We start from the raw sequence: 13127 nt of genomic DNA on the forward strand, positions 1-13127 counted from the left end.
ATCTGGCCGGCGCCGAACCGTAGAACGGCACCACCATCTGCACAGGCAATGGCCGGAAAGCCGATCATGCATTAAAACTGAAACCGGACCACCTCATAGGGGCAGGCCAGTTCACGTCATCCTCGAAGACACCCACGGCCTCGCCATGGCGGCGCTGGAAGCCCCCGACACCTCATGAACGGGAACCCCGCCGTCTCACAAGATTTGCACGATCGGCCGCCGCCGCAACGCGGCGCGGCGCCGATGCCGCACGCCCATATCCCGGCCGCAGGCCGCAAGCCCGACCGGGCGTCGGGCCGCTTGGCCCGCCCTCGCGGAGCGCCAGCCGCCCAAGGCGGCGATGCGGCGCGTGAGCGAAAAACAGAAGGAACACTCCATCGTGATGTAACATTTCAACCGTTTCGGCCGAAACTATATACAGCTTCGCATCGTGACTGGCTGTCGACTGCAGGGCTTTGCCCGCGGGCTAAAATCAGGGAGTGGAATGTCCATGGCCGCATACCGGTATCCGAAGATCGCGGCATCCGAGATCACGCCGCAGGGCGTCTGGATGAACCGTCGCAGCCTTCTGGCAGGCGCAGGGGCGGCGGCCGCGCTGCCCTTCATCGGCGGGTCGGGCGCGCAGGCCGCGCCGCTCACCACCACGCCCGGCCCCTACGCCACCGACGAGGCCCACACCTCGTTTCAGGACATCACCAGCTACAACAATTTCTACGAGTTCGGTACCGGCAAGGGCGATCCGGCCTCCCGCTCGGGCGATTTCCAGCCGGAGCCGTGGACCCTGGAGGTCGGCGGCCTCGTGGGCAAGCCGAAAACCTTCGATGTCGATGCCCTGCGCGCCTTCCCGCTTGAGGACCGCATCTACCGGATGCGCTGCGTCGAGGCGTGGTCGATGGTCATCCCGTGGGTGGGCTTCCCGCTTGCGGCCCTGCTCGATCAGGTCGAGCCGCTCGGCAGCGCGAAATACGTCGCCTTCGAGACCGTGGTGCGGCCCGAAGAGATGCCCGGCCAGCGCGGCCTCTTCCAGCCCATGGAATGGCCCTATGTCGAGGGCCTGCGGCTCGACGAGGCGCGCCATCCGCTCACCATCCTGTCGGTCGGCCTCTACGGCGCGACCCTGCCCAAGCAGAACGGCGCGCCCGTGCGGCTCGTCGTGCCGTGGAAATACGGCTTCAAGGGCATCAAGTCGATAGTGCGCATCACGCTTGTCGAGGACGAGCCGGTGACGAGCTGGTCGCGCATGCAGCCCAGCGAATACGGCTTCTACGCCAACGTGAATCCGGAAGTCGATCATCCGCGCTGGAGCCAGGCCAGCGAGACCCGCATCGGCGAGGGCGGGTTCTTCAACTCCGCGCGGCGGCCCACGCTGCCCTTCAACGGCTATGCCGAGGAGGTTGCCAGCCTCTATGACGGGCTGGATCTTAGGGCCAATTACTGACCATGGCGCAGCCGCAGGCGAAATCATGGAACTGGCGGCCGGCCAGCATCTGGCTGCTCTATGCGGTCGGGTTCGTGCCGGCGGCGTGGTATTTCTATCTCGGCGCGACGGGGCAGATCCCCGGCAACGCGGTGAAGGTGTTCGAGCATCTGCTGGGCATCTGGGCGCTGCGCTTCCTGCTGGCCACGCTCGCCGTCACGCCGCTGCGCGATCTGGCGGGGTTCAACCTCATCCGCTATCGCCGCGCGCTGGGCCTGCTGGCGTTCTGGTATGTGGTCATGCACTTCCTCACCTACATGATCCTCGACCAGAACCTGAACCTGTCCGAGATCGTGAAGGACATCGCCGAGCGGCCGTTCATCACCATCGGCATGGCCGCGCTCGTCATGCTCGTCCCGCTGGCGCTCACCTCCAATTCCTGGTCGATCCGCCGGCTCGGCCAGCGTTGGAACAAGCTCCACAAGCTCAGCTACGTCATCGTGCTGGCGGGCGCGACCCACTACGCCATGTCGGTCAAGGTGGTGACGTTCGAGCCTTTCATCTACTTGGTGCTCGCCTTCCTGCTGGTGGCCTACCGGCCGCTTCGCCCGCGCATCATGCAATGGCGAAAGGAGCGGCGCGTCAGCCTTTCGGAGGCGGCCAATCGGTAGCTCCTCGCAATTTGAACGAATTCCTTGTCCGTTCCGCAATTGATATGTTGCTAATGTGGAGGCCGGGAAACAGATCGGCGGGGGCCGACAATGGGTACGTTGAGCTTCGGGGGAACCCGGGCCGCACACGGCGTTTCGCGCCGACCGGGAATGTGGGCCGTCACCGGCCTCGTGCTGGCGCTGGCCGGCGCGGCCATTCTGTTCACCCTTCCCTGGCAGCAGGCTATCATCCATCTGAAGGCCTCCTCCTGGCCGTCGGCGCAAGCGCGGATCGTGTCTGCGTCGCTGGTCGAAGAGCATTATGCCGAGCCAGGCAGCGATGCGTTCTCGACGGAACTGGTGCTTTCCGTCGTGTATGAGTTCGAAGTGGCCGGCCAGACCTATGCCGGCTATGCGGCGAGCCTCGACGACCGCGCCGCCCCGCACGACCGGCGGCTGCGCACGCTCTATCGCCGGCTGCTCTTTGCAAGGGTGACGGGGCGCAGCGTGCCGGCCTTCCACGATCCGCACGATCCCGAGCATGCCTATCTGGACACGGCATTTCCCGCCGAGAGCGCCATCTGGCGCGGCGGGGTGGGGCTCGCCTGCCTGCTGGTCGGGCTCGGCCTGCTGGTCGCTCCTCTGCGGGCGTCAAACCGTCGCGACTGACGACCTCTCTTGTGAATTGCGCGCACCCGCCCGCGCATCCCGCGCCGCGGGATGCTATGCCTGCCGTTTCGCAACGAGCGTCGAGGCATGAATGAAGGTCGGCATCGATCTGGGCACGGGCGCGGGCGGCGCGTCCGCATCCGTCGATCTTGAGGAACTGCTCGCCACCCGGCTGCTCGTTCAGGGCAATTCCGGGTCCGGCAAGTCGCACCTTTTGCGCCGCCTGCTCGAGCAATCGGCACCGTGGGTTCAGCAGTGCGTGGTCGACCCGGAAGGCGACTTCGTCACGCTGGCCGACCGGTTCGGCCACGTGGTGGTGGATGCCGCGCGCACCGAGGCCGAACTGACCCGCATCGCGGGCCGCATCAGGCAGCACCGCGTTTCCGTCGTGCTCAACCTTGAAGGTCTGGATGTCGAGCAGCAGATGCGGGCTGCGGCAGCGTTTCTGGGCGGCATGTTCGATGCCGAGCGGGATCACTGGTATCCGGTTCTGGTGGTGGTCGACGAGGCGCAGCTTTTCGCGCCGGCGGCTGCGGGAGAGGTCTCGGACGAGGCGCGCAAGCTGTCGCTGGGCGCTATGACCAATCTGATGTGCCGTGGCCGCAAGCGCGGGCTGGCCGGCGTTATCGCAACCCAGCGTCTGGCCAAGCTGGCCAAGAACGTGGCAGCCGAAGCATCCAACTTCCTGATGGGGCGCACCTTTCTCGACATCGACATGGCGCGTGCCGCCGACCTGCTCGGAATGGATCGGCGGCAAGCCGAACAGTTCCGCGATCTGGAGCGCGGCCGCTTCGTCGCACTCGGCCCTGCCATCGCGCGCCGTCCGCTGCCCGTTGCGATCGGCCCGGTCGAAACGTCCGCACGCTCCGTCAGCCCCAAGCTGATGCCTCTGCCCGACACGGCTCCGGAAGATGCGGCGGAACTCATCTTCAAGGTGGACCCGGCCGAACTGCGCCAGCCGGTGAGGCGCCCGCCGCCTCCACCTCCGCCGACCCCCACAGCCGAAATTCTGGCCCAACTGGTGAAGTCGCGGCCCGAGCCTGCTTCTGCGGATGCTGCATCGCTGTTTCCCGAGATCGACGAGGCCGAACGCAAGGCGGCCATCGAAAGCGTTCTGGCCGAGATCGTTGCGGACCCGGATGCCGGTTTCCGCTCGGTGGCAGTGCTCTATCAGGATTTTCTGGTGCGCTGTCGTATCCATCGCGTTCCGGGTGCCGCCCTCGATCTGTCGGCCTTCAAGCGACAGCTTGCCATCGCTCGTGCGGGCGTGGACAAGGACATGGCGACCGGAGATGCCTGGCAAGAGGCTCTACGAATGTCGGAGGGCCTTACCGACGACATTCAGGGCGTATTCCTGATCGTCGCGCAGGCAGCGGTGTCGGGCGCGCCATGCCCATCGGATGCGACGCTGGCGCGAGCCTACGGCACGCACTCGCTGTCCCGCGCCCGCCGGCTTCTCACCTATTTCGAAGAGCGCGGTCTGCTGGTCGTGCGCACCGACTTTCATGGCATGCGGATAGTCGTTTTTCCCGACCTCGGCGCCGAAAGCGCGCCTGGTGACCCGAATGCGCCGGACGAGACGCCCGAGGGCCGGGACGCGGCCGAGTAATCAGGGCGCGTGGCGCAAGGCCAGCGTGGCCCGCCGCTTTCGCCCCTGATGAAGCTGCCACAGCGAATGGGCGAGCAGCGCGGATATGAGGATGAGCCCGCCCAGCAGGCTCTGGGAGGTCGGCGTCTCCGAAAAGATCAGCCATACCCAGATCGGCGCGAGCACGGTTTCCAGCAGATAGAACATCGCGACTTCCGGGCCGGAGATATATTTCGGACCGGTGGCGAGCAGGAAGAATGCGACAGGGATGATGACGAGCCCGTCGAGCACGATCCAGAACGGCGCTTCGACGTTCAACCCGTTCTGCGCGACCACCGCGCCCCCGATCAGCAGCGGAATGACGACCGCCACAAGCGGAGTGAAGCCCATGTCGCGGCCGCTTGCGCGCGAAATCACGATCGCCGCTGCGATGGACAATGCCGCTCCCAGCGCCAGCAGGTCTCCGAACCAGCCGCCTGAGCTGAGACCATCCTGCACGATGATGCCAATGGCCACGATCATCACAGCCATTGCGGCGAGTGTGGGCGGCTTCGGCCGTTCCTTGAGGAAAATCCATGACAGGGCGGTCGCGAAAACGGTGCTGAACGCAACGATGAAGACCAGGTTGGCCGTTGAGGTGTGGAACACCGCAGCCATGAAGCAGACCGAGGTAATGCTGTAGAGGGCGGCGACGGCCAGCCCCGCGCGACCGGGCACCAGCGGAGGCGCGTTGCGGGCCACCGCCCGCCAGACCAGCCAGATGACGATGGCTGCAAGAAGCGTGGAGGAGGCGCGCAGGAAGAGGATCGACCAGACGTCGCCATTGGCGAGCTTGATGAGAGGAATGTCGACCGTCAGCGCCAGCCCGCCGATGGCTGTCAGGAGCAGACCCTTCGAGTGGTCGGCGTGATGGGCGGACATGAAGACGCTCCGGCTGGCCGCTGATGTGGCTGGTCGCCGGGAGTTGCCGGCTCAGGGATGGCCGGAACCTTGGTCGTAACGCTCCCAGCCCTTTGGGCCGAGGTGCTCCTGTGGCCCGAAGCGGACCTTATACGCCATCTTTCGTGACCCGTTGACCCAGTAGCCGAGATAGACGTGGGGCAGGCCGGCAGACCGCGCACGCGCGATGTGGTCGAGGATCATGAACGTCCCGAGCGAGCGATCCTCGAGCTCGGGGTTGAAGAACGAGTAGACCATGGAAAGCCCGTCGCCCATGCGGTCGGTCAACGCCACGGCGATCAGTTCGCCTTCGCCCTTGCCGGTGATGAAGGAGTCGGGCCCGCGCCTGCGGTATTCGATGATCTTTGTCTGGACGTGGGTGTCCTCGACCATCATGGCGTAGTCGAGCACGGTCATGTCCGACATGCCTCCGCGCTTGTGGCGTGAATCGAGATAGGTGCGAAACAGCGAATACTGTTCGGTCGAGGGCTCGGCTTCGTGCTCGGCGCCGATGAGGTCGGCGTTGCGCGCAGTAATGCGCTTCATGTTGCGCGAGGGTTCGAACTCGTCCACCAGGATTCGCACGGACACGCAGGCCCGGCAGCTTTCGCAGGCGGGGCGATAGGCAATGTTCTGCGACCGGCGGAAGCCGCCCTGCGTGAGCAGATCGTTGAGCTCTGGCGCGCGGTCGCCGACGAGGTGAGTGAAGACCTTGCGCTCGAACTGGCCGTCCACATACGGGCACGGCGAGGGCGCTGTCAGGAAGAATTGCGGCGATTGCGTCGGTTGGTGCTTCATGAGCCGTTGCTGCTATTCAGCTATAGGCTTGTCATGCGCCATGAAAACGTCAACTGCAAAATATTGAAAGATGATGCAGCGCAAACCTTCGTGAGCGTATACGCCTTATTGCCTAACGTTCCGACCGGGTGACGACCGTGCCCAGCAAAAGGTCGTGCACCGTACGCTTTCGGTCGAGAAAGAGCGACGCTAGCAGGATGAGCGGCGTGAGGATGACGTTGCCGGCCCAGAACAGCACCGAGTGCACCACGGCGATCATGCCGTCTATCGGGCGGCCGTCGAGACGTTCCAGCTTGATGCCCATCATGCCCATGCCGACGGTGGCCTGATTGGGGCCGCCAAGCGTGTTCCAGATGTAGAGCAGCGCCACAGCAGGCCCGAGGATGGAAAAGAGCATCCAGCCGAGGCCCAGCGTGAGGACGCCAAGAATGGCGACGACGATGGCGAAGGGGATGAGCAGCAACGCGATGATGACGTAGTCGATCAGGAACGCGACGATACGGCGCGTGCGAACGCCTTCATAGACGCGCATGTCGTCAAGGCGGGAAGTGATGATCTCACCGTCGAGAACGCGGGCGTTCATGATGTCGGTTGCTCCTGTTTGTTGCCTGGCATCGCAGATGGGAATTGTTTCCGCGATTTCAAGAAACGCAGCCGGGGATACCGATAACCGCCATTTTATTCAATTGCTGGAAACGTCATCGAAACGCTTTGGCTTTAGGGATGGTGCAGTGCGGCATCGGGCAGCCGCTGTGGGACGGGAAGGCGCGACGCGAATGGAACATTTCGACATGCTGGTCATCGGCAGCGGACCTTCGGGCCGGCGCGCCGCCGTGCAGGCAGCCAAGCTGGGCAAGTCGGTGCTGGTGGTGGACCGTGGCAGGCGGCTTGGCGGCGTCTCGGTTCACACCGGCACCATTCCGTCGAAGACGCTGCGCGAGACGGTGCTGAACCTGTCTGGCTGGCGCGAGCGCGGGTTCTACGGGCGCGGCTACCGCGTGAAGCAGGACATCTCATCCACCGACCTGATCCAGCGGCTGCACAAGACGCTGGACCACGAGGTGGAGGTGCTGCAGCACCAGTTCCTGCGCAACGGCGTGCGCAGCGCGCAGGCGGGCGCATCCTTCATCGACGCCAACCGCGCAAGGCTGACGACCGAGACCGGTGAAATCTCGGACGTGTCCTTCGATCACGCGATGATCTCGGTCGGCACGCGGCCCTACAGACCGGAGAGCGTGCCCTTCGACGGCGCGCGCGTGCTGGACAGCGACGAGGTTCTGGAGATCGAACGGCTGCCGCGCACGCTCACCGTCATCGGGGGCGGCGTGATCGGCGTCGAATATGCGACGATCTTTTCGGCGCTCGACGTTCCGGTGACGCTGGTGGAGCCGCGTGACAGGATTCTGGATTTCGTGGACAGGGAACTCGTCGACGATTTCATCCACCAGCTTCGCGACCGGGGCGTCACCGTGAGGCTGGGCAGCTCGGTCAACAGCATCGAGGTGAGGCCTACGGGCGCCGAGGTGGTGCTGGCCGACGGGCGGACCGTGCGCTCGGAAACGGTGCTCTACGCCGCCGGCCGGGTGGGCAACACCGCGTCGCTGGGCCTCGAAACGGTGGGGATCGAGGCGGACGGGCGCGGCCGCATCAAGGTGGACCCCGATACGTTCCAGACTTCGGTGCCGCACATCTATGCCTGCGGCGACGTGATCGGCTTTCCGAGCCTCGCATCGACCTCGATGGAGCAGGGCAGGGTGGCAGCATGCCACGCCTTCGGCATCGCGCTGCCGCCTCCGCCGGCGACGTTTCCATACGGTATCTACGCGGTGCCGGAAATCTCGACCGTCGGCCAGTCGGAAGAGGAAGTGCGCAAGAGCGGCGTGGCCTACGAGTGCGGCGTGGCGCGGTTTCGCGAAACCTCGCGCGGCCACATCATGGGCGTCGATTCCGGCTTCCTGAAGCTCATCTTCTCGCTGGAAACGCGGCGGCTTCTGGGCGCGCATATCGTAGGCGAGGGCGCGACCGAGCTGATCCATATCGGCCAGGCGGTCATCAACCTCGGCGGCACGGTGGATTTCTTCGTGGAGAATACGTTCAACTATCCCACGCTTGCCGAGGCCTACAAGATCGCCGGCCTCGACGCATGGAACCGGATGGGCTGGCGGCGCGAGGCCGTGCCGGCCGCCTGACGGTCAGCCCTTGAGCAGCTCGGCCACGCGCGGCGCGAAATAGGTGAGAATGCCGTCGCAGCCGGCACGCTTGAAGGCCAGCAGCGATTCCATCATCGCCTTCTCGCCGTCGATCCAGCCATTCGCGGCGGCGGCCTCGATCATCGCGTATTCGCCCGACACCTGATAGGCGAAGGTCGGCATCTGGAACTCGTCCTTCAGCCTGCGGATGATGTCGAGATAGGGCAGGCCGGGCTTGACCATTATCATGTCGGCACCCTCGGCGATGTCCTGCTCGGTCTCGCGTACGGCTTCGTCGGTGTTGGCGTGGTCGATGTAGTAGGTCTTCTTGTCGCCCTGCAGCAGCCCCTTGGTGCCGATCGCTTCGCGATAGGGGCCGTAGAACGCGGAGGCGAACTTGGTGGCGTAGGACATGATCGCGACATCCTGGAAGCCGGCGACGTCGAGCGCGTCGCGGATCGCGCCGATGCGCCCGTCCATCATGTCGGACGGCGCGATGATGTCGGAACCGGCCGCAGCCTGAAGCACGGCTCCCGCCGCCACCTGCTCGACGGTCTCGTCGTTGATGATGATGCCGTTGTCGAGAATGCCGTCGTGGCCGTGGCTGGTGAACGGATCCAGTGCGGCGTCGGTGATGACGCCGATTTCGGGCACCGCCGCCTTGATGGCGCGCGTCGCTCGATTGATGAGATTGTCCGGGTTCAGGATTTCCGAACCGGTGCGGTCACGCAGCGACAAATCCACGTTCGGGAAGGTGGCCAGTGCGGGAATGCCCAGCTTCGCCGCGCGCTCGGCCTCGCGCACGGCCAAATCGGCCGACAGGCGGAACACGCCCGGCATGGCAGCCACTTCCTCGCGCCGGTTCTCACCCTCGACCAGAAAGATCGGCCAGATCAGGTCGTCCACGGTGAGGCGGCTTTCCTGAACCAGCCTGCGCGACCAGTCGGCCTTGCGCATGCGGCGAAGCCTGCGCGAGCCGGTGATCTCGTCGACGCTGCGCAACGGCTTCAGGCGGGCGGGGCTGTTCATGGCGTTCACTCCGGTTCGCGGGCTTCTATCACGGCCGGGGCGAGCGGACCAACCCTGCCAGCACAGGCCAAAATGACGCTGGACAATTATTTAAGAACGTTTATTTTAAAATGAACGATCTAATAAGAGGACCCGATGGGACGCAACCGCTCTTTCGACGAGACCGAGGTGCTGGCGAGTGCGATGCACGCTTTCCGTCGCCATGGCTATGCGGGCATCTCGATCAAGCAGCTCGAGGAAGCGACGGGCCTGAGCTCGGGCAGCCTCTACAACGCCTATGGCGACAAGGACGGGCTGTTTCGCGCGGCGATGGCCTTCTACGTCGACGGTTACGTGGCCGGGCGCATCGCAGCGCATGCTGGGCCGGTGGCTACGCTCGACGATCTGGAGCAGCTGTTCCTCACACTGTTCAGGGAGCCCATGACCGACGGCAGCGGCTGCCTCGTCGTCAATTCGACGATCGAGTTCGGAACGCGGGGCTCGCCGGTGGACGAGGAGATGGCGCGGTCTTTCGATCTGGTCACGTCGGGCATCCGCGCCGTGCTGGAGCGTGAGATCGAGCCCGAACAGGTGGATGCGGAGGCAAGCAGGCTTCTTCTTCTCTATCACGGCATCCTGGTTTTCTCCCGGGCAGGCCGGTTCGACAAGAATTTCCAGGAGGCGGTGCGGTCGCAGTTCGACCTGCTGCGGCAATCGCGGGACCGGGCGCGTGCAGGACATCAGACAACAAGAGAGAGGAGTGAGACATGAACAGGAAATTCAATCCCGAAGGAATGAACCCGCCGCCATTCTACAGCCACGGCGTCGAGGTGCAGGCCGGTTCGCGCATGGTTTTCGTATCCGGCCAGGTCGGCATGCGGCCTGACGGCAGCGTCGCTGAAGGCATCGGCGAGCAGGCGACCGTCGCCATCGCGAACCTGACCGCGGTGCTCGCCGCCGGCGGCATGACGCCGGAGGACATCGTAAAGACCACCATCTATCTCACCGACGAAGCCGACTTCGAGGGCTTCACCGGCGCGGCAGCCCCGCTTCTGGTGCAGCCGCCAGCAGCCGTCACTCTTGTCTACGTGAAGGCGCTTGCCTCGCCGGCCCTGCGGGTGGAAATCGAGGCCATCGCGGCGAAATAGCCGGCCATGGGCGCTTGCGGTGCTGCCGGGGGCGCCTATTCTGCTCGACGAATCGAAACGTCGGGGGAGTGTCCGGCCACCAATGCTTCAGGCTTTCGAACGCTCGCCGTTGCACGCGACGACGCTGGAACTGCTCTATCAGTGGTTCCACCGTCTCGTCGCCGTGTACAGCCTGCTGTTCGGCATTCTCTACTGGGTAAGGCTCGTAGGCTTCTACGACGGCGCCGCATGGCGGTTCGACCTGATGCCGGTTCACTGGCAGGTCGCCTCGGTATGCCTTGCAGCCCTGTTTCCCTTCGCCGCGAGCGGGTTGTGGATGCTCGCCTCGTGGGGGCCGGTGATCTGGTTCATCTGCGCCGCGATCGAGACCACGATGTATCTTGGCTTCCCAGATCTTTTCGGCACGCGCTACTGGGTTGTGGCGTCCCATGCGCTGGTGGCCGCCATCTACTGCGTCTTCCGCCTCATCTTCTTCCTCCAGTCGCGAAGGGAGGCGAATTAACCCTTTCTTAGGCCTCTTTTAAGCTCCGACGCTGGTAAGCCCTTGTTAAGCCTGCGGTTTAAGTCGAATTTTATGTGCATTCGATAAGGTCGGGCCAAGGTGAGAACAAAAACAAGATCACCGGGCGTTAAACGAGAGGCTAGACCATGATGACTTCGCGACAGGCGGCGAAGCCCGCTGAGAAGAATGAAGAACGCAAGGATGCGATCCGTTCGCTTTATCTTGAATCGCTCCAGCTCGTAGAGCGGCTTCACCGCCGTCTGCTTGACGTGATCAAGGATGAGTTCGACCGTAACGGCCGCAGCGACATCAATTCCATTCAGGCGCTGCTGCTTTTCAATATCGGTTCGGCAGAGCTCACCGCAGGCGAACTGCGCTCGCGCGGTTACTACCTGGGTTCGAACGTCTCCTACAATCTGAAGAAGCTGGTCGATCTCGGCTTCATCAACCATCAGCGCTCGCGGGTGGACCGTCGTTCGGTCCGCGTCAGCCTGACGCCGAAGGGGCAGGAGATCGCCGAGGTCGTGGGACGGCTCTACGAGCGTCACATCGGCTCGATCGAACAGGTCGGCGGCATCAATTCCGAAGAATTCCAGCAGATGAACCGCGCGTTGCAGCGTCTGGACCGCTTCTGGAACGATACCATCGCCTACCGCATGTAAGGCGATCGGCAGGATGGCCGGGGGCGAGCGCGCCCCGGCACGCACGAACCGCGAGCGGCCGCGCGCCGCTGGCGGTTCGCCTGTTTTTGGCGCGCGGTCACGATGCTGCCATAAAGGAATGGAACCGGGGATTACCCCTTCCGTTAAGGGATCGGCGCGCTCGGGTTTGGCGAAAATTAACGTTAATCGCCCAGGCTGCGTAAAAGACGCTCGCGGCCTTTGTCCGCGACCTTTGTGAAAAGTGTCGGGAACATCCATGAAGACATCTCGCCGTATCTTCCTCGCAGGTGCCGGTGCAGCAGCCGCTACCGCTATTTCAAGCAGCGCCTTCGGGCAGAACGCCATCGACGACATCCTGTCGTCGACGCAGCGTGGCAACTGGGACGACCAGTTCGATTCGCGGTCGTCGACGCAGTCGGGCAACGTGGTTTCGACTTCGCCGATCTTCAGCAACACCACGCTGGCGAATACCGAGCAGATGCTGTTCCAGTATCAGGACCTCGTTGCGCGGGGTGGCTGGCAGCCTGTGCCCGCCAACAAGGCCCTCAAGCTGGGCATGGTCGATCCGGACGTCGAGCAACTGCGCCGTCGTCTGATGATCTCGGGCGACCTTTCGGAGCGCGCGGGCATCTCGCCTGCGTTCGACACCTATGTCGATGCCGCGCTCAAGCGCTTCCAGACCCGCCACGGCCTGCCGGCCGACGGCGCCACCGGTCGCTTCACCTATGCGGCCATGAACGTTTCCGCGCCCGTGCGCCTCGGCCAGCTTGAAACCAACCTCGGCCGCCTGCGCGAGTTCGCCGGTGCGTTCGGCGCACGCCAGGTGGTGGTCAATATTCCCGCCGCACAGATCGAGGCGATGGAGAACGATCGCGTCGTCACCCGACATACCGCGGTCGTCGGCAAGATCGACCGGCAGACGCCGATCCTCAATTCGCGCGTCCACGAGATCAACATCAACCCGTACTGGAACGCGCCCGAATCGATCGTGCGCCGCGACATCATCCCGCTGATGCGCCAGAACCCGAACTATCTGGCCGAGAACAACATCCGCATCCTCGGGCCCAACGGCGAAGTCGACCCTATGACCATCGACTGGTCGACGGAAGAGGCGGCGAAGCTGCGTTTCCGACAGGACCCCGGCCGCATCAACGCGATGGCGACGACCAAGATCAACTTCCACAACCAGCACGCGGTCTACCTGCACGACACCCCGCAGCAGAGCCTGTTCAACGAAATCGAGCGTTTCCACTCGTCAGGCTGCGTGCGCGTTCAGAACGTGCGCGACCTTGTGACGTGGATCCTGCGCGACACGGCGGGCTGGGACCGTCGCCAGATCGAACAGACGATCCAGGCCGAGTCCGACATCAAGGTGCCTGTGACCAATCCGGTACCGATCTATCTGGCCTACGTCTCCGCATGGGCCGGCGATGGCGTCGCCCATTTCCGCGACGACATCTATCGCCTCGACGGGGCGGCGGAGCTGCAGATCTCCACGCTTTGAGCCCTTGCCGCACGACAGGATCAAGGCCGTCCCGCGGGGCGGCCTTTTTCTTT

The 13127-nt window shown here is 64.2% G+C and carries 14 protein-coding genes; 10 read left to right on the forward strand and 4 right to left on the reverse strand.

The annotated features are described in order from the left end of the window. Window positions 1-490 precede the first annotated feature (490 nt). From msrP to FY036_RS15345, 4 genes are all read left to right on the forward strand, one after another. Window positions 491-1438, forward strand: a complete 948-nt coding sequence (gene msrP / locus FY036_RS15330; RefSeq protein WP_148915633.1) for a protein-methionine-sulfoxide reductase catalytic subunit MsrP — start codon at window positions 491-493, stop codon at window positions 1436-1438. 2 nt (window positions 1439-1440) lie between these two features. Next, complete coding sequence (msrQ, locus tag FY036_RS15335) at window positions 1441-2088, forward strand: protein-methionine-sulfoxide reductase heme-binding subunit MsrQ (protein ID WP_148915634.1); 648 nt, start codon at window positions 1441-1443, stop codon at window positions 2086-2088. A 150-nt stretch (window positions 2089-2238) separates the two neighbouring features. Further along, the gene (locus tag FY036_RS15340; protein WP_161601143.1) at window positions 2239-2736 is read left to right on the forward strand and encodes a DUF3592 domain-containing protein; all 498 of its coding nucleotides are present in this window, start codon (window positions 2239-2241) and stop codon (window positions 2734-2736) included. Window positions 2737-2827: 91 nt separating this feature from the next. Continuing rightward, the gene (locus tag FY036_RS15345) at window positions 2828-4345 is read left to right on the forward strand and encodes an ATP-binding protein (protein WP_148915636.1); all 1518 of its coding nucleotides are present in this window, start codon (window positions 2828-2830) and stop codon (window positions 4343-4345) included. On the opposite strand, the gene FY036_RS15350 is transcribed toward FY036_RS15345, so the two are convergent. From FY036_RS15350 to FY036_RS15360, 3 genes are all read right to left on the reverse strand, one after another. Further along, complete coding sequence (locus tag FY036_RS15350) at window positions 4346-5245, reverse strand: DMT family transporter (RefSeq protein ID WP_148915637.1); 900 nt, start codon at window positions 5243-5245, stop codon at window positions 4346-4348. A 51-nt stretch (window positions 5246-5296) separates the two neighbouring features. Continuing rightward, window positions 5297-6061, reverse strand: a complete 765-nt coding sequence (locus FY036_RS15355) for an arginyltransferase (protein ID WP_148915638.1) — start codon at window positions 6059-6061, stop codon at window positions 5297-5299. Window positions 6062-6173: 112 nt separating this feature from the next. Further along, a complete protein-coding gene (locus FY036_RS15360; protein WP_148915639.1) occupies window positions 6174-6644 on the reverse strand; it encodes an RDD family protein in 471 nt (156 codons plus the stop codon). 193 nt (window positions 6645-6837) lie between these two features. Between FY036_RS15360 and sthA the strand changes: the two genes are divergently transcribed. Continuing rightward, window positions 6838-8250, forward strand: a complete 1413-nt coding sequence (gene sthA, locus FY036_RS15365; RefSeq protein ID WP_148915640.1) for a Si-specific NAD(P)(+) transhydrogenase — start codon at window positions 6838-6840, stop codon at window positions 8248-8250. A 3-nt stretch (window positions 8251-8253) separates the two neighbouring features. On the opposite strand, the gene hemB is transcribed toward sthA, so the two are convergent. Further along, window positions 8254-9279: a porphobilinogen synthase gene (hemB, locus tag FY036_RS15370; protein ID WP_148915641.1), complete on the reverse strand. Its 1026-nt coding sequence runs from the start codon at window positions 9277-9279 to the stop codon at window positions 8254-8256. Between the two features lie 135 nt (window positions 9280-9414). Here hemB and FY036_RS15375 point away from each other — a divergent pair, with 135 nt between their 5' ends. From FY036_RS15375 to FY036_RS15395, 5 genes are all read left to right on the forward strand, one after another. Continuing rightward, window positions 9415-10029 carry a TetR/AcrR family transcriptional regulator gene (locus tag FY036_RS15375; protein WP_148915642.1) on the forward strand — a complete coding sequence of 205 codons (615 nt, stop codon included), beginning with the start codon at window positions 9415-9417 and terminating at the stop codon, window positions 10027-10029. Continuing rightward, window positions 10026-10406: a RidA family protein gene (locus FY036_RS15380; RefSeq protein ID WP_148915643.1), complete on the forward strand. Its 381-nt coding sequence runs from the start codon at window positions 10026-10028 to the stop codon at window positions 10404-10406. Before FY036_RS15375 ends, FY036_RS15380 begins: the two co-directional genes overlap by 4 nt. A gap of 82 nt (window positions 10407-10488) precedes the next feature. Next, complete coding sequence (locus tag FY036_RS15385; protein WP_148915644.1) at window positions 10489-10908, forward strand: DUF6163 family protein; 420 nt, start codon at window positions 10489-10491, stop codon at window positions 10906-10908. A gap of 146 nt (window positions 10909-11054) precedes the next feature. Beyond that, window positions 11055-11570, forward strand: a complete 516-nt coding sequence (gene ldtR / locus FY036_RS15390) for a transcriptional regulator LdtR (protein WP_148915645.1) — start codon at window positions 11055-11057, stop codon at window positions 11568-11570. A 256-nt stretch (window positions 11571-11826) separates the two neighbouring features. Then, window positions 11827-13074 carry a L,D-transpeptidase family protein gene (locus tag FY036_RS15395; RefSeq protein WP_148915646.1) on the forward strand — a complete coding sequence of 416 codons (1248 nt, stop codon included), beginning with the start codon at window positions 11827-11829 and terminating at the stop codon, window positions 13072-13074. The last annotated feature ends 53 nt before the right edge of the window (window positions 13075-13127 follow it).

The sequence above is a fragment of the Neoaquamicrobium microcysteis genome, assembly GCF_008180155.1.
GTDB lineage: Bacteria > Pseudomonadota > Alphaproteobacteria > Rhizobiales > Rhizobiaceae > Aerobium > Aerobium microcysteis.